Source organism: Streptomyces zagrosensis (assembly GCF_014203645.1).
Taxonomy (GTDB): Bacteria; Actinomycetota; Actinomycetes; order Streptomycetales; family Streptomycetaceae; genus Streptomyces; species Streptomyces zagrosensis.
In genome coordinates, this window is record NZ_JACHJL010000002.1 from 425,957 (window position 1) to 447,516 (window position 21,560).

The 21,560-nt window shown below is 68.0% G+C and carries 16 protein-coding genes and 1 tRNA gene; 6 read left to right on the forward strand and 11 right to left on the reverse strand.

Translation table 11 applies throughout. The features are described from left to right. Nucleotides 1-1,211 precede the first annotated feature (1,211 nt). The 11 genes from FHS42_RS05430 to dnaA all read right to left on the reverse strand — a co-directional run bounded on the left by FHS42_RS05430 (nucleotide 1,212) and on the right by dnaA (nucleotide 17,553). Nucleotides 1,212-2,597 (reverse strand): hypothetical protein, encoded by a 1,386-nt coding sequence (locus FHS42_RS05430; protein WP_184569361.1) that lies wholly within the window; start codon nucleotides 2,595-2,597, stop codon nucleotides 1,212-1,214. Between the two features lie 352 nt (nucleotides 2,598-2,949). After that, nucleotides 2,950-3,084, reverse strand: coding sequence for a DLW-39 family protein (locus FHS42_RS36130; RefSeq protein WP_003958712.1), 135 nt, complete (start codon nucleotides 3,082-3,084; stop codon nucleotides 2,950-2,952). Between the two features lie 158 nt (nucleotides 3,085-3,242). Beyond that, a tRNA-Ile gene (locus tag FHS42_RS05440) sits at nucleotides 3,243-3,316 on the reverse strand. A gap of 297 nt (nucleotides 3,317-3,613) precedes the next feature. Next, entirely contained in the window at nucleotides 3,614-4,255 is a 642-nt protein-coding gene (locus tag FHS42_RS05445) for a DUF3566 domain-containing protein (RefSeq protein WP_184569362.1), read from the reverse strand. A gap of 132 nt (nucleotides 4,256-4,387) precedes the next feature. Beyond that, nucleotides 4,388-7,033 (reverse strand): DNA gyrase subunit A, encoded by a 2,646-nt coding sequence (gene gyrA, locus FHS42_RS05450; RefSeq protein WP_246494209.1) that lies wholly within the window; start codon nucleotides 7,031-7,033, stop codon nucleotides 4,388-4,390. A 66-nt stretch (nucleotides 7,034-7,099) separates the two neighbouring features. Beyond that, nucleotides 7,100-9,142, reverse strand: coding sequence for a DNA topoisomerase (ATP-hydrolyzing) subunit B (gene gyrB, locus FHS42_RS05455; RefSeq protein ID WP_184569773.1), 2,043 nt, complete (start codon nucleotides 9,140-9,142; stop codon nucleotides 7,100-7,102). 991 nt (nucleotides 9,143-10,133) lie between these two features. Further along, complete coding sequence (locus FHS42_RS05460; protein ID WP_246494210.1) at nucleotides 10,134-10,787, reverse strand: DciA family protein; 654 nt, start codon at nucleotides 10,785-10,787, stop codon at nucleotides 10,134-10,136. Beyond that, the gene (gene recF, locus FHS42_RS05465) at nucleotides 10,784-11,926 is read right to left on the reverse strand and encodes a DNA replication/repair protein RecF (RefSeq protein WP_184569363.1); all 1,143 of its coding nucleotides are present in this window, start codon (nucleotides 11,924-11,926) and stop codon (nucleotides 10,784-10,786) included. The genes FHS42_RS05460 and recF overlap by 4 nt, the downstream gene beginning before the upstream one ends. Nucleotides 11,927-12,022: 96 nt before the next feature. Then, the gene (gnd, locus tag FHS42_RS05470; protein ID WP_184569364.1) at nucleotides 12,023-12,904 is read right to left on the reverse strand and encodes a phosphogluconate dehydrogenase (NAD(+)-dependent, decarboxylating); all 882 of its coding nucleotides are present in this window, start codon (nucleotides 12,902-12,904) and stop codon (nucleotides 12,023-12,025) included. 281 nt (nucleotides 12,905-13,185) lie between these two features. Further along, nucleotides 13,186-14,316: a DNA polymerase III subunit beta gene (gene dnaN, locus FHS42_RS05475; protein WP_184569776.1), complete on the reverse strand. Its 1,131-nt coding sequence runs from the start codon at nucleotides 14,314-14,316 to the stop codon at nucleotides 13,186-13,188. A gap of 1,209 nt (nucleotides 14,317-15,525) precedes the next feature. Further along, the gene (gene dnaA / locus FHS42_RS05480) at nucleotides 15,526-17,553 is read right to left on the reverse strand and encodes a chromosomal replication initiator protein DnaA (protein ID WP_184569365.1); all 2,028 of its coding nucleotides are present in this window, start codon (nucleotides 17,551-17,553) and stop codon (nucleotides 15,526-15,528) included. A gap of 421 nt (nucleotides 17,554-17,974) precedes the next feature. Here dnaA and rpmH point away from each other — a divergent pair, with 421 nt between their 5' ends. The 6 genes from rpmH (at nucleotide 17,975) to rsmG (ending at nucleotide 21,507) form a co-directional block, all read left to right on the forward strand. Continuing rightward, nucleotides 17,975-18,112 carry a 50S ribosomal protein L34 gene (rpmH, locus tag FHS42_RS05485; protein ID WP_078606731.1) on the forward strand — a complete coding sequence of 46 codons (138 nt, stop codon included), beginning with the start codon at nucleotides 17,975-17,977 and terminating at the stop codon, nucleotides 18,110-18,112. 15 nt (nucleotides 18,113-18,127) lie between these two features. Beyond that, the gene (gene rnpA, locus FHS42_RS05490; protein ID WP_184569366.1) at nucleotides 18,128-18,550 is read left to right on the forward strand and encodes a ribonuclease P protein component; all 423 of its coding nucleotides are present in this window, start codon (nucleotides 18,128-18,130) and stop codon (nucleotides 18,548-18,550) included. Next, on the forward strand, nucleotides 18,547-18,867 hold the full coding sequence (yidD, locus tag FHS42_RS05495; RefSeq protein WP_184569367.1) for a membrane protein insertion efficiency factor YidD: 321 nt from the start codon (nucleotides 18,547-18,549) through the stop codon (nucleotides 18,865-18,867). The genes rnpA and yidD overlap by 4 nt, the downstream gene beginning before the upstream one ends. Nucleotides 18,868-18,870: 3 nt before the next feature. Next, nucleotides 18,871-20,145 (forward strand): membrane protein insertase YidC, encoded by a 1,275-nt coding sequence (yidC, locus tag FHS42_RS05500; protein WP_184569368.1) that lies wholly within the window; start codon nucleotides 18,871-18,873, stop codon nucleotides 20,143-20,145. A gap of 15 nt (nucleotides 20,146-20,160) precedes the next feature. After that, nucleotides 20,161-20,667, forward strand: coding sequence for a Jag family protein (locus FHS42_RS05505; protein ID WP_184569369.1), 507 nt, complete (start codon nucleotides 20,161-20,163; stop codon nucleotides 20,665-20,667). A gap of 123 nt (nucleotides 20,668-20,790) precedes the next feature. After that, entirely contained in the window at nucleotides 20,791-21,507 is a 717-nt protein-coding gene (rsmG, locus tag FHS42_RS05510) for a 16S rRNA (guanine(527)-N(7))-methyltransferase RsmG (protein ID WP_184569370.1), read from the forward strand. Nucleotides 21,508-21,560 lie beyond the last annotated feature (53 nt).

Sequence of the window (21,560 nt, forward strand, 5' to 3'; positions counted from 1 at the left end):
GGTTCGGGCTGCCGCAGGGCTCCTGGCAAGGCCCTCAGCCGCCGAACGCACCAGCGCCTGGCACCACCAGCCCCTGGCAAGACCCGCTCAAAGCCCCCGATCCAGCAGCCGGCCCAACAACGGGTACGGGGACTACGGGCACGGGAACCACGGGAACCACGGGAACCACGGGGACCACGGGGACCACGGGGACAGCAGCCACCCAGCGGCCCACCCCGCCCGAGCAACCCGCGCAACCCCAGCAACCCGCGCAACCCGCATCCTCCGAGCCGGCGATGTCGCGTACCGACAGCTTCCCGTTGGCCCCGCCACAGCCCACACCGGGTCACGCGGCGGCCGACCCACAACCGCCGTCAGGCGCGCCGGGACAGGCCCGAGCCGGCACCGAGCAACCCACACCCCCGGCCCCCGCCCCTCCGCCGATAGCCGCGCCCGCGCCCGCTAACCCACCGCACACGGCACCCACCGTGCCCCAGCAACTACCGCCCTACCAGGGCACATACGGCTACCCCAACGACCCACATACGCCACACACACCACACACGCCACATACCCGTCCGTACACGCTCCCGCACGCGTACGGCCAGCAGCCGGGGCCGACCACGGCGGCCTACCCACAAGGCGCTACGCCCCAGCCATACGGCCCGCACCTGCCCGTGCCGCCACCAACCTCCCCCACAGCGGCCACCGACGCGGCCCGGGCCAACACGGACTCCTCGGCGTTCACCAGAACCTCTGGCACCTTCGGCGCCTCCACCACGCCCATGACCTCCGGTGCCACGGACCCCCCAAAGCCCTCGGCAGCGAGCACGCCTCTCGACCCGGCTTCCTCCAACTCCCCGGCCGGCTTGGGCACTTCGATCTCGTCGGCGACCGCCAGCGGACCCGTACGTGCGGCTCTGCTCTCGGGAGCCCCTACGGCCTCGGCCCCTACGGCGCTGCCAGACATCCCGCACGCCGGGCACGCTTCCGCACGCCCTCCCGGGCCATCGCGCGCCATGACGCTCATCATCCTGATCGCCGCAGCAATCTGCTTCGGCGTGGGCACCTGGGCGCTCCTCGCCAGCTAGCGCAGTGGATCAGCTAGCGCGTTACCCCAACGAACACATCGGCGCCGACTAGCCCAACTCACCGGCCGGGCACACCACCAGCTAAGGCGTCTCATCAACTAGGCCACCAGTCCACGGCCCGTCACTTCCCCAACACCCCCACTACCAACCGGAATGCGAGCCTCCGCCCGGCGGTCCCCCGCCAGCCGCAGACGAGGCCCCGGGCGAGGCCGCACGGCGGCGAGCGGTCAGCTTCCAGGCGCCGAGGCCGGCCAACAGCGCGGTACCCAAGGCGAAACCGCCGTACGCAACGGCCCGCAACTGGTCGCTCTGCCGTACCTCGGCGGCGCTTTGCCCGCGACGTGCGGCGCGCTCGTCGTCCTTGCCGACGCCGAAGCCGCCCGCCGTTGCGCTGCCGTCGTAGCGGGGGCCCGGCCGCGGCGTGCCCTTGAGGTGAACTCGTACGGTCACCGGGACGCCGTCCTTGAAGTACCGCTCCATCTCCGGGCTGATGGAGACCGCGACGTAGTACCAGCCGGCAACGCTCGCGGCCCGCACAGCCGCCTGGGAGTGTGCCGCTCGGTTGGCGTAGGCGAGGGGCGCGGTACCGATCCGGGAGCCGTTCTGGTCGCCCTTGTACGAGATGAAATGGTTGGTGGCGAGCAGCGCGCGGCCTGGGTTGTAGAGCGTCGCGCCGAGTGCGTCGCTGAGGAAGCCCGCGCTGCCGGTCGGCTTGCCCGTCGAGCCCGCGGGGCTGGGGACTTCGATGCTGGTCAGCAACTGTTGTCCCCAATCTACGGGGACCTTGAAGAAGCGGGTTTGGCCGGGCTCGACGGTGTCCTTCCAGGCTCCGGGCGACAGTGCTGTGGCGTCGTTGAAGCCGGTGCCGCCCGGGCGTGGCCTGGGGGTTTCGGTGGTGGGTAGGGGCGCCTGGGAACTCCAACTGCCCTTCGGGGGTTGCTCGGTGGGGCCGCCCTTGACCGCGGGTTCACGCATGTGCCGGACTTCGAGCGTCCAGCGCTGTGCTCGGGGTGTCGGCGTGCTGGGCCGCTCCACCTTGACGAGATGACGGCCCGCGTCGCCGCATCGCGCCGAGGTGCCGGAACCGGGCTGCCGTACGACGGCGGTGCCGAACGGGTGGGCCACGTCGTCCGCGTCGGCCCCGGCGAGCGCCGCATCACAGCGCCCGCCGTCCAGCCGAGTCAGCGTTATCCGGATCTCGTCCTTGTACGCGTCGATGCCGGAGCCTGGCGGCGGAATGGCCACGGCCGAGACGTAGGCGGTGGAGCTGGCGTCGAGATCGACCGAGTAGAACCGGGTCTCGCCGTTGCCGATGCTGTCCACGCGGGGCCCACCGGCGGCGAGCGATGCGGCGTTGTCGCTGCTTTCACCGCCGCTGATGCGGGGTCCCGCGGTGCGGTACGTACGCTCGTGGGCGCCCGGCGCGGCCTGCGCCGACCCCGGTATCAGGCCGCCCACGACGCCCGCAGTGCAGAGCACCGCCACCGCGGCGAGGCTGGTCCGATGCCTACGGCGGCGGTCGTTCATCGGGCGACGCTCCTCGTCGTAGCGGTTTCCGGCACCACGTTTTGCTCGTGCAAGCTAATTGTTTGCTTACGTGAACTCAAGGGGCGAGACGAGAAACAACGACATGACCGGGCCCCCCGCCCATGCCACAACCCCCGCGCCGCCCCGACCCGGGCAGGTCAGGCTCCGCCCCAAACGCCGCTGAACCCCGCGCCGGCGCCGCCGGCCGCCCCCACCACACAAACTGCCACCCCCACTGCCGCCCCCACCACCACAAAACGTCCACCATAAATTGCCACGACAACTGCCACGACAAACTACGGGGCCTCGACCGCTGCGAGCGATCGAGGCCCCGTAAGAGGATTAGTGCGACTCACACACCCGAACCTGCGGGCACGGAGTCGGTCGCCTCCGTCCACAGATCCTGCTCGGCGCGATCCGCCTGGATCTGGCGGTACACGAGGAGCCCGCCGATTGCGGCCAGTGCGACCAGGAGAAGCTTCTTCACCGCGCGACCTCGTCTTTCCTTGACGTAGGAGACCTTCTGGCGCCCGACTATACACACCGGCCGATACCGATCAGTGACCTAGGCCCTGGCCCAACTCAGTGGATGGACAAAAGAATCGGCCCGGATGGATATCCCTCCATCCGGGCCGTTCGCATCGGTGGGGCTAACAGGACTTGAACCTGTGGCCTCTTCCTTATCAGGGAAGCGCTCTAACCGTCTGAGCTATAGCCCCGCGCTGCACCGAAAGATTAGCGCACCACCAGCCCTGTCCCAAAATCGGTATCGGGCCGGGCCCTGAATCACTCGTACAACGGCCCGGACACCCCCGGCGGATTTATCCCCGCGTCGCCCCGGCCTCAGCGCCGCCCGGCCCTCTGGAAGCCATTTCGCGCCGCGCTTCCCGGGCCGGTACGGGCCCGGCACAGGCCCGGTGCTGGCCGGCACTGGTTCCGTCCTGGCGCTGGTCCAGTCCTGGTTCCCGTGCCGGCCGGCCTGCTCGTTTCTGCTCGTTCTGCTCTTTTAGGTGGGTTTACTCGTCTTCCGCCAGCGTCAGCTCCACCCCGCCGACGAAACCCGCCGACAGGTTGTAGATGAACGCCCCCAGCGTGGCCAACGCCGTCGCCAGCACCACATCGATCACCGCGACGATCGAGGTGAAGATCAGCACGCGGGGCAGCGACATGAACGACTCAAGGTCGAAGCCGCCGCCCTCGTTGGACTCGGTGGCGTCGGTGATCGTGCCGCCCACGGTGGAGAAGACACCCATCGCGTCCATCGTCATCCACAGCACGGAGGCCGCGATGATCGTGCAGATCCCCAGCGCGATGGAGAGCAGAAAGCTGACCTTCATCACGGACCACGGATCGACCTTCGCCACCCGCAACCGGGCCTTTCGGGTGCGCGGCACGGTACGCGCGCCCGCCGGCGTGCGCGGGCGGCGCACCGCCTGCTGACCGCCCGCCGCGCCCTGCCCGCCCACCGAACCAACGTTCTGTGCCTTGCCCTGGTGCTGGCCGCCGGCCTGTGCGCCGCCGGTCTCACCCGCCGGCGGCGCGTACGCGTGGGGCGGGTGATAGGGCTGGGACTGCTGCTGTGATGCCGGCCGCTCACTGGGCAGTGGGCTCGCCGCGTACGGCTCATAGCCCTGCTTGGCACCTCGGGTATCCGTCACGGTTCCCCTCTGGGAGTCAGCCGCTCCCCTGCGGGAGTCAGCGGCCGAGCCACGGACGCTGTCCGGCGCCGTCGCAGGTCCGATGGGCTGCCCGCCCTCAGCACCCGCAGCGCCCGTGGCTCCAGTCACGACTTACTCCTCATCGCTCCCGGCCGGGGGCGCCTCGCCCTCGGCTGATTCTGGGCCGGTCGCCTCGGTCGCCTCGACATCATCGTCCGTCTCGGCTGCCTCGACCGCCTCAACGAGTTCCTCGACCTCTTCGGCCTCGCGACCCGCTTCGGCGTTGCGCGCGATACCTACCACGGCATCCCGCTTGCCTAGATTGATCAGTTGAACGCCCATGGTGTCACGGCCCGTCTCCCTGACCTCGTTGACCCGCGTACGGATCACACCGCCGCTGAGGGTGATCGCAAGGATCTCATCGCTCTGCTCGACCACCAACGCGCCGACGAGCGAGCCGCGATCTTCCACGATCTTCGCGGCCTTGATTCCGAGACCGCCACGCCCCTGCACGCGGTATTCATCCACATCCGTCCGCTTGGCGTACCCGCCATCGGTGGCGGTGAACACGAACGTACCGGCCCGAACGACATTCATCGAGAGCAGTTCGTCACCCCCGCGGAAGCTCATGCCTTTAACACCCGAGGTCGCGCGGCCCATGGGGCGCAGTGCATCATCCGTGGCAGTGAACCGGATTGACTGCGCCTTCCTGCTCACAAGGAGCAGATCGTCCTCGGCCGACACCAGCTCGGCGCCGATCAGTTCGTCCTCGCCGCCCTCGTCGGTCTCGCGCAAATTGATGGCGATGACGCCACCGGAGCGCGGCGAGTCGTAGTCCTTGAGCACGGTCTTCTTCACCAGACCGGCCTTGGTGGCCAGCACCAGGTACGGCGCCGCATCGTAGTCCCGGATGGCCAAGATGCGGGCGATCTGCTCGTCCGGCTGGAAGGCCAGCAGGTTGGCGACGTGTTGGCCGCGCGCCTCCCGTCCGGCGTCCGGCAACTCGTACGCCTTGGCCCGGTAGACCCGGCCCTTGTTCGTGAAGAACAGCAGCCAGTGGTGGGTGGTGGAGACGAAGAAGTGGGAGACGATGTCGTCCTGCTTGAGCTTGGTGCCCCGGACGCCCTTGCCACCGCGCTTTTGCGAGCGGTAGTCCTCGGTCTTGGTGCGCTTGACGTAGCCGCCCCGCGTGATGGTGACGACGATGTCCTCTTCGGCGATCAGGTCCTCGATGGACATGTCACCGTCGAACGGCACCAGCTTGCTGCGCCGGTCATCGCCGAACTTGTCCACCACCGCAGCCAGTTCGTCGCTGATGATCTGCCGCTGCCGCTCGGGGGAGGCCAGGATCGCGCTGTACTCGTTGATCTTGGCCTGAAGCTCGTCGTGCTCCGCGACGATCTTCTGCCGCTCCAGGGCGGCCAGCCGGCGGAGCTGCATCTCCAAGATCGCGTTGGCCTGGATCTCGTCGATGGCCAGCAGGCCCATCAGGCCCTCACGGGCGATGTCCACCGTGTCGCTGCGCCGGATCAGCGCGATGACCTCGTCGATCGCATCCAGCGCCTTGAGCAGGCCACGCAGGATGTGCGCCCGCTCCTCGGCCTTGCGCAGCCGGTAACGGGTACGCCGGACGATGACCTCGACCTGATGGGTGACCCAGTGCCGGATGAAGGCGTCGAGCGCGAGGGTGCGCGGCACTCCATCGACCAGGGCCAGCATGTTGGCGCCGAAGTTGGACTGGAGGTCGGTGTGCTTGTACAGGTTGTTCAGTACGACCTTGGCGACCGCGTCCCGCTTGAGCACGATCACCAGTCGCTGACCGGTGCGCGAAGAGGTCTCATCGCGCACATCGGCGATGCCGCCGACCTTGCCGTCCTTCACCAGGTCGGCAATCTTTTGCGCGAGGTTGTCCGGGTTGACCTGGTAAGGAAGCTCGGTGACCACCAGGCACTGGCGGTTGTGGATCTCCTCCACCTCGACCACCGCACGCATGGTGATCGAGCCGCGCCCGGTGCGGTACGCCTCCTCGATGCCCTTGCGGCCCACCACCAGGGCGCCGGTCGGGAAGTCCGGGCCCTTGATGCGGTCGATGAGCGCGTCGAGCAGTTCCTCGGACGAAGCCTCGGGGTTGGCCAGGGCCCACTGGGCGCCCTCGGCGATCTCGCGCAGATTGTGCGGCGGGATGTTGGTCGCCATTCCGACCGCGATTCCGGCCGAGCCGTTGACCAACAGGTTCGGGAACCGGGCAGGCAGGACCGTCGGTTCCTGGTTACGGCCATCGTAGTTGTCCTGGAAATTGACGGTGTCCTCGTCAATGTCCCGGAGCATCTCCATGGCCAGCGGGTCCATCTTGCACTCGGTGTACCGCATGGCGGCGGCCGGGTCGTTGCCGGGGGACCCGAAGTTGCCGTTGGAGTCCACCAGCGGCATGCGCATCGACCAGTGCTGCGCGAGCCGCACCAGTGCGTCGTAGATGGAGGAGTCACCGTGCGGGTGGTACGTACCCATGACGTCGCCGACGACGCGAGCGCACTTGTAGAAGCCCTTCTCAGGCCGGTAGCCGCCGTCGTACATCGCGTACAACACGCGCCGGTGCACCGGCTTGAGGCCGTCCCGCACGTCGGGCAGCGCACGCGAGACGATCACGCTCATCGCGTAGTCGAGGTACGAGCGCTGCATCTCGGTTTCGAGCCCGACCGGCTCGACGCGCATTCCGGCTCCCACGGCCTGCGGGGTCAGCTCGGGATTCTCGATGGTGGGGGGGTTCTCGTCGGCCATTGCTGGTCAAAGTCCTTTCAGGCGGCGGCTAGGGCCCTGGCACCGGTGGGCTGGGGATGGGCCGACTCAGATGTCGAGGAAGCGGACGTCCTTGGCGTTGCGCTGGATGAACGAGCGCCGTGCCTCGACGTCCTCCCCCATCAGCACCGAGAACAGGTCGTCGGCCTGCGCCGCATCGTCCAGCGTGACCTGGCCCAAAACGCGGTGATCGACATCCATGGTCGTCACGCGCAGTTCCTCGGCGTTCATCTCACCGAGGCCCTTGAAGCGCTGTACGGAGTCGTCCCTGGTGCGCTTGCCCTGCTCGCGCCCGGCCGAGATCAGCGCGTCGCGCTCCCGGTCGGAGTACGCGTACTCGAAGTCGTCCCGACCCCACTTGATCTTGTAGAGCGGGGGGCGGGACAAGAAGACGTGCCCGGCCTCCACCAGCGGTCGCATGAAGCGGAAGAGGAAGGTGAGCAGCAGCGTGTTGATGTGCTGGCCGTCCACATCGGCGTCCGCCATCAAGATGATCTTGTGATAGCGGAGCTTCTCGATGCTGAAGTCCTCCTGCACCCCGGTACCGAACGCCGAGATCAGCGCCTGCACCTCGGTGTTCTGCAAGATCTTGTCGATCCGCGCCTTCTCGACGTTGAGGATCTTGCCCCGGATCGGCAGAATCGCCTGATATTCCGGGTTACGCCCCGACTTCGCCGAACCACCGGCGGAGTCACCCTCGACGATGAAGATCTCGCACTTCGTCGGGTCGTTGGACTGGCAGTCGCTCAGCTTGCCCGGCAGCGACGCCGTCTCTAGAAGGCCCTTACGACGCGTGAGGTCGCGCGCCTTACGGGCCGCCACCCGGGCCGTCGCCGCCTGGATCGACTTGCGGACGATGTCCGCGGCCTCGTTGGGGTTACGGTCCAGCCAGTCCGTGAGGTGCTCGTTGATGACCTTCTGGACGAAGGTCTTGGCCTCCGTGTTGCCCAGCTTGGTCTTGGTCTGGCCCTCGAACTGCGGCTCGCCCAACTTGACCGAGATGATCGCGGTCAGTCCCTCGCGAATGTCCTCACCGGCGAGGTTGTCGTCCTTCTCACGCAGGAACTTCTTCTCGCGCGCGTACTTGTTGATCAGGTACGTCAGCGCCGCACGGAAGCCTTCCTCGTGCGTGCCGCCCTCATGGGTGTGGATGGTGTTCGCGAAGCTGTAGACACCCTCGGTGTATTGGCCGTTCCACTGCATCGCGACCTCAAGGGAGAGCATCCGCTCTTTGTCCTCGGCCTCGACGTCGATCACCGTGGGGTGCACCAGTTCACCCTTGCGGGCGTTCAGGAACTTCACGAAGTCGACAATGCCGCCCTCGTAGTAGTACGTGACCGAGAGCTGCTTGCCCTCCTCATCAACGTGCGCCTCGCGCTCGTCGGTAAGGGAGATCGTCAGCCCCTTGTTCAGGAACGCCATCTCCTGGAACCGGCGGGCGAGCGTCTCGAACGAGTAGTCCGTGGTCTCGAAGATGTCCGGGTCGGCCCAGAAGGTCACCGTCGTGCCGGTATCCTCCACCGCCTCGTTCTTGGCCAGCGGGGCCGTCGGCACGCCCAGCTTGTAATCCTGCGTCCAACGGAAACCGTCCTGCTTGACCTCGACGGCCAGCCGCGACGACAGCGCGTTGACGACGGATACGCCCACGCCGTGCAGACCGCCGGAGACGGCGTAACCGCCACCGCCGAACTTGCCACCCGCGTGCAGCACGGTCAGCACGACCTCGACGGCCGACTTCTTCTCCACCGGGTGCAGGCCAACCGGGATGCCGCGCCCATTGTCGACAACGCGCACGCCCCCGTCCGGCAGGATCGTCACGTCGATCGCGTCCGCGTGACCGGCCAGCGCCTCATCGACGGAGTTGTCCACCACCTCCTGGACCAAGTGGTGCAGGCCGCGCTCACCGGTGGACCCGATGTACATGCCGGGTCGCTTACGGACCGCGTCCAAACCCTCAAGGACCGTGATCGCGCTGGCGTCGTACAAGGGCGGCGCCCCCGTGACGTCAGTGACCTCCGGGGTCGGGGAAGCAGTGATGTTCTCGTTGGGGTTGCCGGAATCGGCCACGAAGCGCCCTTTCTGGCACAGCAGAGCCGAACCCCTGGTACGGAGGACCGGCCTTGTCTTTCGAATGCCCCGCACGCACTGTGACCCACAGTGTGCGCAAGCGGCGACGGTGTACCTCAGTCTACCGGTAAGTGCCGACAGAATTGGGGCTTGCGGGTGCCTGAGTCGGCTACTGGCGCCCTGAACCGGCGCCTTCCTACTCCCCATATCTGGTCTGGGCTTCTAGGAGGCTCACACCGGCACTCAGCGCTTCCGCCTATCAACGACCGGCAACGTGAGCGGTGTCTCACCCTTCCCGCCCGTCCCAGCCCCGTACGGCCCCACTCAGGGTCGCCACCCGAAAGGCCGTGGACCAGCGCACTCAGCCACCCGCGCCACCACCAGCACGCTGTGAACGCTCGCGACGCGCGCCCACACACGCACGGCACACACGCCCCGCAAACGCATCTTCGCAGGTCGCAGGGCATATGCCAGCAACACATCGCATACCGCCTCGGGGGAGTGCGCCCCCGCGACACCCGCCCCCAGGCCGCATACGAGTCCACTGCACACGTACTCCAGCATCCGACCCGTTTCCTTCAGCGAGGGTGGCGCGATAACGAGCGCGGCAGGCAGCCAGGCCAGCGAGCGCGAAACTGTCTCGGCGAGCGCAGTGCCAAGGAACGCTGCCACACCCGGGACACGCCGTGGGCTGCCTCGTCGGGGACACACCGGGGGCGCACCAGAGAGCGGTACGCACGCCTTGGAGCGGCTGCCGCACCACGAGCAACTCGGAGAAGCGCCGCCGGAGGCCTGCGGAGCACCGCGGCGTGTGGGTGGGCGCCCCGGCGCGCGCCGCACGCACTGCGCGCCCACCCATTCCCTCATACGAGATCGTTTGCGGGGCCTATACACACGGTTCGACCGATGCCGGCGCACGCTCACCGCAGGCCAGCACGCGCAACCCCAGGCCAGCACGCACAACCGGGGGTCAGCACACGCTCAATTGACGCGCGCTCAGCCGGAGCCGGCGCGCTCAGCCGTAGGTGTCGCCCGGGCCCCGGCTGCCCGGCGCACGCAGCGGTCCGTACCGCCGCGGGGGGCCGCCGGGGCCCAGCACCTTGAGCAACCGCACGGTGCCGTGCCCGAGGTCCGCGTTCAACCGGGCCACGAGCTGTGGTGCGAGAAGTCGTAGTTGGGTGGCCCACGCGGTGGAGTCGCAACACACCGTCAGTACGCGCGGCCCCTCGTCGTAACGCTGCGGCTCGCAGTGCTGTGCCACCTCGGGCCCCACAAGCTGTGGCCAACGCCCCATGACCCCGCCGACCGCCGCCGGGGCTTCCCAACCGCGCTCGGTGATCAGCCGGTTGATGGCCGCGCCGAGCGGCAGCGGATCGCGCCCGTCCGCTCGCGCCCCTGACCGCAGCCCGCCGCGCCTGGCCTGCTTCTTCTGCTGCGCCGCCGCGCCATGCGCACGCGCCCGCTCCTTGGCGGCGCGCAGCGCGACCCGCGCCAAGTCCACGCCCGAAGGCGCCGCCACAGAACCGTCGGCGGCACTTGCGGTACCGGTCCCAGCCTCATCGCCCGCACCCGTCCGAGCCCCGGCACCCAGCCCCTGGGCACTGCCTGGCACCGACCCCGCGGCCCCGTCCTGCTTCGGCCACGAACCACCCGCCACCGACCACGTCATACGCGTTCCACCACGCCTTCCGAGACCGCGTACCGTGCGCCCGCCAGCACGCCCGGCACATCGTCGTCCACCGCGGCCGTCACCAGCACCTGCTCGCCGGGCGCCACCAACTCCGCCAGCCGCTCCCTGCGCCGTACGTCCAACTCGGCGAAGACATCGTCCAAGACCAGCACCGGCTCATTTCCCTCGGTACGCAGCAGGTCGTACGAGGCAAGCCGGAGCGCCAACGCGTACGACCAGGACTCGCCGTGGCTCGCGTACCCCTTCGCGGGCAACTCGCCCAGCTTGAGCAGCAGATCGTCGCGGTGGGGCCCCACCAGCGTCACGCCCCGCTCGATCTCCCGCTTGCGCGCCTCGCCGAGCGCCGTGCGCAACAGCTCGAACAGCTCGCCGCGGTCCGCGGTGCCAAGCTCCGCACCCCCCGCCGCCTCACTCGCGGCGCTGCGGTACTCCAGGGTCACCGGCCCGCCGCCGGGGGCCAGTTGCTCGTACGCCTTGTCGGTCAATGGGCGCAGCGTGGCCACCAGGTCGAGGCGTTGCGCCAGCACCTCCGCGCCCACCTGGGCCAGGTGCTCGTCCCACACGTCCAGCGTGGACAGGTCGAGTTGTCGGCCGCCGTGCCGGCGAGCCATGGCGGCCGTCTTGAGGAGCGTGTTGCGCTGCTTGAGCACCCGGTCGTAGTCCGAGCGCACCCCGGCCATGCGCGGCGCCCTGGCCGTAACCAGCTCATCGAGGAACCGGCGCCGCTCCCCGGGGTCGCCCTTCACCAGCGCCAAATCCTCGGGCGCGAACAGCACCGTACGCAGGATGCCGACCACATCACGCGGTCTGACCTGTGAAGATCGATTGATCCGGGCGCGGTTGGCCTTGCCTGGGTTCAGCTCAAGCTCGATGAGCTGTTGCCGCTCGCCCTGGACCACCGCGGCCCGCACGATGGCCCGCTCGGCGCCCATGCGCACCAGCGGCGCGTCCGCTGATACCCGGTGGCTGGCCAGCGTGGCGAGGTAGCCGATGGCCTCGACGAGGTTGGTTTTACCCTGCCCGTTCGGGCCGACGAACACAGAGACGCCCGGATCGAGCGGCACCTCGACCCGGGCGTACGAGCGGAAGTCGGCGAGTGACAGATGCGAGACGTGCATGGCTTCCGTACCGACCTCCCCCGTCGAGCGCTTTGCGTACGCGGCCAACGAGGGCCGCGCGACCTGCTGTTACTGCTGTTTGCTGTCGTGCGTGAGCTACTTCTTGCTGCTCTCGACCGCGTGGCCACCGAACTGGTTACGCAGCGCGGCGATCATCTTCATCGACGGCGAGTCGTCCTGCCGCGAGCCGAAGCGGGCGAACAGCGAGGCGGTGATCGCGGGCAGCGGCACCGCGTGATCGATGGCCGCCTCTACGGTCCACCGGCCTTCACCGGAGTCCTGCGCGAAGCCGCGCAGCTTCTCCAGGTGCTCGTCGTCATCCAGCGCGCGTACGGCCAGGTCGAGTAGCCAGGACCGGATGACCGTGCCCTCCTGCCAGTTACGGAAGACCTCGCGGACATCGGTGACCGAGTCCACCGCCTCCAGCAGCTCCCAGCCCTCGGCGAAGGCCTGCATCATGGCGTACTCGATGCCGTTGTGCACCATCTTGGCGAAGTGGCCGGCGCCGACCTTGCCCGCGTGCACCGCGCCAAGGTCCCCCGGCGGCTTGAGCGCGTCGAAGATCGGCTGCGCCTTGGCGACGTGTTCGCTGTCGCCGCCGTACATCAGCGCATAGCCGTTCTCCAGGCCCCAGACGCCACCGGAGACGCCGCAGTCCACGAAGCCGATGCCCTTGTCGGCCAGCTCCGCTGCGTGCTTCTCGTCGTCCGTCCACCGGGAGTTGCCGCCGTCGATGACGACGTCGCCGGGCGACAGAAGCGATCCGAGCTCGTCGATGGTGGACTGGGTGGCCGCCCCTGCGGGGACCATGACCCACACCACGCGCGGCCCCTGGAGCTGGCTGACCAGCTCCTCCAGGCTCGCCGCATCGGCGAGGTCCGGGTTGCGGTCGTATCCGATGACGGTGTGGCCTGCGCGGCGAATGCGCTCGCGCATGTTGCCGCCCATCTTGCCGAGACCGACGAGACCGAGCTCCATCACTAATCCTTCTTGCCGGAGTGAGTGCGTTGGGTAACGCTGCCGAGCCTACGCCCGACCCCGCGTGCACGGCTGTGGGCTCCGCCGCTCATACGGAGTGTCCGTTTACGCCTGGATCACACCATTCGCCACGCGGAAAGTCCCACTGCCATGGTCACGCTCAGCCACCGCGTCCCCGGCCGCTCACGGGGTGTCTACCGCCCAACCGGGTTGAGCCCCCGAGGCCAGCGCCAGCCCCCGAAGATCAGCCGAGAGCCAGGGCCACAGGGGCTTCAAAGGGCTCAGCCCGACAGGCGCACCGGCATGATCAGGTACTTGTATGCGTCGTCCGCCTCCGCGTCCACGGCCGGCCTCCCGCTCAACAGAGCGGGCTTGGTGGAGGTGGTGAACGAAAGCTGGGCCACTGGCGAGTCGATCGCGCTGAGCCCGTCCAGCAGGAACGTCGGGTTGAAGGCGATCGAGATGTCGTCGCCGTCAAGCTGCGCGTCCACGCGCTCCACAGCCTGTGCATCGTCGCTGGAGCCGGCTTCCAGGATCAGCACACCCTGCTCGAAGCTGAGCCGCACCGGAGTGTTTCGCTCGGCGACCAGGGCCACCCGCTTGACGGCCTCCACGAAGGGCGGCGTCTCGATGACCGCGATCGAGTTGAACTCGGTCGGGAACAGCGTCCGGTACTTCGGCAGGTCACCTTCGAGCAGCCGGGTCGTCGTCCTGCGTCCCGCACCCTCGAAGCCGATCAGGCCCTCGCCTGAGCCCGATCCGGCCAGCGCGATGCTGACGGTGTCGCCACTGGTCAGCGACTTGGCCGTGTCGAGAAGCGTCTTGGCGGGGACCAGCGCGACAGCGGAGATATCGGGCACCTCCGGCTTCCACAGGAACTCGCGGACCGCGAAGCGGTAGCGGTCGGTGGAGGCGAGGGTGACGTGATCGCCCTCGATCTCGATGCGCACACCGGTCAGGACCGGCAGCGTGTCGTCACGGCCCGCAGCGATGGCCACCTGGGCAGCGGCAGCGGCGAAGACCTCACCGGGCACGGTGCCGGTGGCTGTGGGCATCTGCGGCAGCGCCGGATACTCCTCCACCGGCAGGGTGTGCAGGGTGAACCGTGAGGAGCCACACACCACGGTCACTCGTACACCTTCTGTGGAAATCTCCACCGGTCGGCCCGGCAGAGAGCGACAGATGTCGGCCAGCAGCCGGCCCGAAACCAGGACGGTGCCGTCTTCCTCGACGTCCGCATCGACCGAGACGCGGGCCGAGACCTCGTAGTCGAAGCCGGAGAGGCTGAGCACGCCCTCCTCCGCCTTCAGCAGCAGGCCCGCGAGGACGGGCACTGGCGGACGGGCCGGGAGGCTACGAGCCGTCCAGGCCACTGCCTCCGCGAGTACATCGCGCTCCACCCGGATCTTCACCGGAACCGCCTCCTGCTGTTGCTGACTCGCCCTGCTGGCCTTCGTCGTCGGCTGCTTGCCGGTGACCAGTCTGACGTACGCCACCGACAGTGGATGCGCGCTGGGGTCAAGTCGGTGCGAGAGCGGTTGAGCGGTCCGGAGGCGAGTTGTGCACAGGCCCCACTTCCAAACGAACTTCTCGCTCTCACTGTGTAGTCGTAGTAGTAGGGCCTGTGGAAACGGTGGATAACTCCCTTTTCGCAGGTCAAGCCGCGTTTTTTATCCACCGACCCTGTGGGCGACGGCGGTGGATAACTAGGGGTTGCTGTGGACCACCGAAAGTTCTGCACACCCGGTACACAGGGAAGGCCTACTTCTCCCCAGCTGCGTCCCCAGATTTACCCCGGTTCCCCACAGCCCAACCCGGCACCTCAGTGTGACGCCTTTCACTCGGAGCGGTGAGAGAGGGTGTCGTGTTGCCGAACAGTGGACAACGGTGTGGAGAAGCATGGAAAAGCTGTGCACAAGAGCCGGCGAGCTGTGGGTAGCCAGTGGACAAGCGTCTCGTCCGCCCTGTGGATGATTTTTTATCCACACCCTGTGGATAAAGGTTTGCCACAAATCCACACGCTGCTGAGCTGGGCTGATCTTCCTTCGCTGGGGTTACCTGTGGATACTTTCGGGACAGTCCGCGTGTCCCCAGGCTGTGGACACAAAATAGTTGGCACATCTGTGGACAACACCCGTGTCCCGGCTGGTAATCGAACACCTTCCCCGCCCGATGACCGTGCCGTGGCCGCCTCATGGCCGCCCTATGGCTGTTCCACGACGCGTTTGGAGCCGATCGGTGAACGCGAGAAGGCGCCTGCGGAGCCGTCCCAGAGGCGTTGTGAGAAGCGCGTAGGCGCAAGGACAGAGGGGAGGAGAGCCCGCCGTACGCACATCGCGGGAGGGAAGCGGGAAGCGGGAGAGCCGGCGCAGGCGTACGGAACGGAGCCGGCCACGCACCCCAAAGCCGCGCCCAGCGGCCTGCGCACCGGTCACCCAGCCAGGCCGTGAACCGGTCTGCGATGCGGACTCGCGGGCGGGCGCACGAAGGCAGGGCTTGGCCACCGAGGCGGCAGCGAAGGTGAAGTACGGCCGTGCAGGGGCGTGTTGAGGCCCCCCGCCTGCCGGCTCGGGCCAGCCCCGGCCAGTACAGGTTGCCGGTCACCACCGGTGGACGGCCCGTCAGCCGTTCTTGATCCGGTTCGTCAGTTCGGTCACCTGGTTGTAGATGGAACGACGCTCGGCCATCAGCGCCCGGATCTTGCGATCGGCGTGCATCACCGTCGTATGGTCCCTGCCGCCGAACTGCGCGCCGATCTTCGGCAGCGACAGATCCGTCAGCTCCCGGCACAGATACATGGCGATCTGCCGCGCCGTCACCAGTACCCGGCTGCGGGAGGCGCCGCACAGGTCATCGACGGTGTGGCCGAAGTAGTCGGCGGTCGCGGCCATGATGGCGGTGGCCGTGATCTCCGGGGCTGCGTCCTCGCCGCCGGGGATCAGGTCCTTCAGCACGATCTCGGTCAGCCCCAGGTCCACCGGCTGCCGGTTGAGGCTGGCGAACGCCGTCACCCGGATCAGCGCGCCCTCCAACTCGCGGATGTTGCGCGAGATCCGGGAAGCGATGAACTCCAGCACCTCGGGCGGGGCGTTGAGCTGTTCCTGCACCGCCTTCTTGCGCAGGATCGCAATCCGCGTCTCCAACTCGGGCGGCTGCACATCGGTGATCAGGCCCCACTCGAAGCGGTTGCGCAGCCGGTCCTCCAGGGTCACCAACTGCTTGGGCGGCCGGTCCGAGGACAGCACGATCTGCTTGTTGGCGTTGTGCAGCGTGTTGAAGGTGTGGAAGAACTCCTCCTGCGTGGACTCCTTGCTCGCCAGAAACTGGATGTCGTCCACGAGCAGGATGTCCATATCGCGGTATCGCCTGCGGAACGCGTCCGCCTTGCCGTCGCGGATGGAGTTGATGAACTCGTTGGTGAACTCCTCCGAGCTCACGTACCGCACCCGTGTCCCCGGATACAGGCTGCGCGCGTAATGCCCGATCGCGTGCAAGAGGTGCGTCTTGCCGAGCCCGGACTCGCCGTAGATGAACAGCGGGTTGTACGCCTTGGCCGGTGCCTCCGCCACGGCCACCGCAGCGGCGTGCGCGAAACGGTTGGACGCGCCGATGACGAAGGTGTCAAAGAGGTACTTCGGATTCAGCCGCGCGGTCGGCTCACCAGGGCCCGGCGCGGGCGCGGGCTGTGCGGCCAGCGGCCCCGGCGCGCCGGTCGGCGTGGGCGGCCCGCCGGGCCCCTGCCCGGAGCGGGGCAGGGCGGAGGAGGCGGGGTCGCGGCGCTGTGGATCGTAGAGGGGGCCGCCGTGCGCGGGGGGGCCGTGCTGCGGATGTTGCCCGCGCTGGGCGTACGGGTCGGTGTCGGGGAAGCCGCCGAGCCGCGGCTGCTGCCAGTTGTAGTCGCCGCGCGCATCGGGCGGCGCGGCGCCGCCCGGCCGCGGCCAGGACCCGGGCTCAGGGCGCGGCTGGGCGTAGTCGGGGTAGGCCGGGCGGGCGTTGGGCAGGTCATCGCCGGGGCGGCCGTAGGCGTCGCGCCCGTCATAGCCATCGCGACTTTCGCGCGCATCGCGTCCGTCATAGGTGTCGCGGGACTCGCGCCCGTCGTACGTCTCGCGTCCGTCGTAGGGCTCCCGCTTGTCGTAGGTGTCCCTGCCGTCGTACGGCTCGTAGACATCGCGACTCTCACGCGCATCACGCCCGCTTCGCGCGTCGCGTCCGTCATAGGTGTCACGGCCATCGCGTGCGTCATAACCCCCGTCCCGAGCCTCATAACTCTCGCGCGGAGCGTCGCCATAGCGGGATTGCTGGGCATGCGGCTGATGCGGCGGTGACTGGTGCTGCTGAGGGGGGCCCTGGGATTGCGGTCCGCTGGGCTCGCTCTGAGAGTCCACGGTGATCGCGATGCGGATGGGACGGCCGCATTCGCGGCTGAGCGCCTCGCTGATCAGCGGCGCGAGCCGGCCCTCCAGTACGCCCTTGGCGAACTCGTTGGGCACCGCGAGCAGCGCGGTGTCAGCGACGAGCGCCAGCGGCTGGCAGCGGTTGATCCAGTGCTCGTCCTTGGCCTCGACGCCTTGATCTCTGCCTTCACCGCGTAGTTGCTCCAGTACACGTGGCCACACTGCGGCAAGATCGGCAGGTACATCAGCCACAGGGCACGCTCTCTCGCTCACTCGGAAGGGGACGACGACGGGTCCCAGGAATGCGCGGATCTTTGGACGGGAGGGAAGGAACCGAAGTTCCGCCAAGGTAGTCAGGCCGACGCGCGCGGTTCAAGTCGTTGTCCACAGGGTGTGTACAAATGTGCCATGCGGCGTCGCTCCGTGTTCTGGCGCCCCGGTATACGGTGGCGGTGGACCGCTGCACCCATGCTGGTTTGACCGGATGGCGTAGCCACGCGTACCGTGACCAGGTCGAGTTGTCGATGGCTGCTGCCGCCTGCCTCCGATGGGCATACATCCACGATCCGTGGTGAAAAAGCGGTGCAATCGGGCGTATACGAGCTTTTCGTGGGCGCACGGTGACAGCCAGGCGATGTCCCGCCATCACACGATTTATTTCTGGAGCCCCCGAGTGAGCAAGCGCACCTTCCAGCCGAACAACCGCCGCCGCGCGAAGACCCACGGCTTCCGGCTGCGCATGCGCACCCGTGCCGGCCGCGCGATTCTCGCGACCCGCCGTGGCAAGGGTCGCACCCGCCTGTCCGCCTAACCCGCAGGTCATGACGTGCTGCCTACCGAGCATCGGCTGAGGCGGCGCGAGGACTTTGCGACCGCGGTACGCCGAGGACGCAGGGCCGGGCGCCCGCTCCTTGTCGTGCACCTTCGAAGCGGTACATCGGACCCGCACCCACCTGGGGAGATCGCTCCCCCGGTGCGTGCGGGTTTCGTCGTCAGCAAAGCGGTCGGCAACGCCGTCACGCGAAACCTGGTGAAGCGGCGGTTGCGCCATCTTGTGCGTGACCGGCTCGACCGCTTTCCCCCCGGTAGCCTGGTAGTCGTACGGGCGCTGCCCAGCGCGGGCGAGGCGGGCCATGAACAACTGGCCCACGACCTCGACACCGCGATACGGCGGCTGCTGGGCGGGGCCTCCCCTGAGACCCCCTCGGTGAAGTGCGGGGGAGAAACCAAGGGGAGGGTGCCGCGATGAAGTACCCGCTGCTGTGGTTGATCAAGCTCTACCAGTGGACCATCAGCCCGATGCTTGGGCCGGTCTGCAAGTTCTACCCGTCGTGCTCGCACTATGGCCACACGGCCATCGATGTGCACGGCGCGGTGAAAGGCACGGCGCTGACGGCCTGGCGCATTCTGCGCTGTAATCCGTGGTCGCACGGTGGCGTTGATTACGTACCCGCCCGAAAGCACCCGGTATGGCATCAGTGGCTGCGAAGCCGTCTTCGTGGACCTTCCGCTGGCGCCGAGCCCGCCGCGCAGCCTGAGTCTCAGCCCAACGCCCAAGGAGCCTGATTCGTGGACACGATCCTCGGTCCTCTCTATGCCGTAGTTTCCTGGATCATCGTCCAGTTCCACTCGCTGTACAGCCTCGTCTTCGACAAGAACAGCGGCTGGGCTTGGGGTCTGTCGATCGTCTCGCTGGTGGTGCTCATCCGCATCTGCCTGATCCCGCTCTTCGTGAAGCAGATCAAGGCGACGCGGAATATGCAGGCGCTACAGCCTCGGATGAAGGCCATCCAGGAACGCTACAAGAGCGATAAGCAGCGCCAGTCCGAAGAGATGATGAAGCTCTACAAGGAGACGGGCACCAACCCGCTCTCCAGCTGCCTGCCAATCCTGGCGCAGTCACCGTTCTTCATCGCGCTCTACCAGGTGCTCAACAAGATCGCGAACAACCACACGGTCGGGTCGATCGACCAGGAGTTGCTGAACAGCGCCCGTGAGGCGCACATCTTCGGCGCCCCGCTGTCCGTGAAGTTCATGAGCAGCGCGTCCAAGATCGAGGGCTTCGGTGCCTCGCTGACCGACGTCCGGGTCGTCACGATCACGATGATCATCCTGATGTCGGCGTCGCAGTTCTTCACTCAGCGCCAGTTGATGACGAAGAACGTTGACCTGACGGTGAAGACGCCGTTCATGCAGCAGCAGAAGATGCTCATGTACATCTTCCCGCTGATGTTCGCCATCTTCGGTATCAACTTCCCCGTCGGTGTGCTGGTCTACTGGCTGACGACCAACGTGTGGACCATGGCTCAGCAGATGTTCATCATCCGCCGCAACCCCACCCCGGGCAGCATCGCCTTCACCCACCGCCAGGAGCGGCTGCGGGCCAAGGGCAAGCTGAAGGACGACCCGGAGGTCGTCGAGGCGCGAGAGGCCGTCGAGACGGCTCGGGCGAACCGGCAGCAGCCCAAGCGGCAGACGAAGTCGCGGCGCCAGACCAGCGCGGTGCAGGGCGCTTCGAAGCCCGCGCCGACAACCCCGAAGCCCGCGCAGGGTGGCGCCAAGTCCCCCTCGGGGACCACGTCGCAGCCAGCCGCGGCGTCTCAGCCCAGCGGGTCGAAGAGGGGCCGGGGGCAGGGCCGCTCACGGGCTACGGCGCAGTCCGATGTCACGAAGGATTCCCCGGCGAAGTCGGGGGCGGAAGATCGCAAGCCTTCGTTGGAGAAGGGGAAGAAGGGGGCGCAGCCCGGTCAGTCGGCCGGCAGTTCCGCCTCCGGTTCCTCGCGTAACGCCAAGCCCGGGCAGCGCAAGGGCCAGCGCGGCCCCAAGCACCCATCCAAGAAGTAACGAAGGAGTCCATCCGTGACGGAAGGCACCACCCCGGCCGAGGGTGTCGATACCTTGTCCCGCCTGGAGCAGGAGGGCGAGATCGCGGCCGACTACCTTGAGGGTCTGCTGGACATCGCTGACCTCGACGGCGATATCGACATGGACGTTGAGGCGGATCGCGCCGCGGTGTCCATCATTAGCGACTCGACCAGCCGTGACCTGCAAAAGCTGGTCGGTCGCGACGGCGAGGTGCTGGAGGCGCTCCAGGAGCTGACCCGGCTCGCGGTGCACCGAGAGACCGGCGACCGCAGCAGGCTGATGCTGGACGTCGCGGGCTTTCGGGCCCGCAAGCGCACCGAGCTGTCCGAGCTGGGCGGTAAGGCCGCTGAGGAGGCCAAGGACAGCGGCCAGCCCGTGAAGCTGGAGCCGATGACGCCCTTCGAGCGCAAGGTGGTGCATGACGCGGTGGCGGCGGCCGGTCTGCGGAGCGAGTCTGAGGGTGAGGAGCCCGAGCGCCGGGTGGTCGTGCTTCCCGCATGATCCGGTGAGTCCGCCCCGGGCCGAGCCCGAGGGAGACAAGTACGTCCGGCCCCGTCTGTGCGCAGGCGGGGCCGGTGCATGTCAGCAACGGCAACAGCAGGTCGAGAGGAAGGACGGTCCCTCGTGACGGAGGCAACGGAAGAACTTCCCCCAGCGCCGGAGACGGCGCGGGAGGTGTTCGGTGACCGGTTTCCAGACGCTGTGCGGTACGCCGAGCTGTTGGCCGATGTGGGTGTGACCCGCGGCCTGATCGGGCCACGCGAGGTACCGAGGCTATGGGAGCGGCACCTGCTGAACTGCGCCGTGCTCTCGGAGGCGGTGGCCGAGGGGGTCACGGTGTGTGATGTGGGCTCAGGGGCCGGACTGCCGGGCATTCCCCTCGCGCTCACCCGTCCGGACCTGCGAATCACCTTGCTGGAGCCGTTGCTGCGACGGACGAACTTCCTTCAGGAGGTCGTGGAACTGCTCGGCCTTGATCATGTGACGGTGGTGCGTGGTCGGGCCGAAGAGGTGTTGGGCGAGCTCCAGCCGGTGCATGTGGTGACGGCCCGCGCGGTGGCCCCACTGGAACGGTTGGCCGGCTGGGGGGTACCGCTGCTTCGCCCGTACGGGGAGATGCTGGCACTCAAGGGCGATACGGCGGTGGAGGAGCTGAAGAGCGCCCGGGCCGCGCTGAGCAAGCTGGGCGTGGTCGCCAGCTCGGTGCTGCATGTCGGTGAGGGCATCGTCGATCCGCTGTCCACCGTGGTGCGTGCGGAGGTGGGCGAGAGCCCAGGCGGTGTGCGGTTCGCGGCGAAGCGGGCCAAGGCGGCTCGTAAGGGGCCGCGTCGTCGCCGGTGAGACCGGCGCAAGGGGTGGGAAGTCGCTGAAGCGCCAGGGGCCGTACAAGGCTG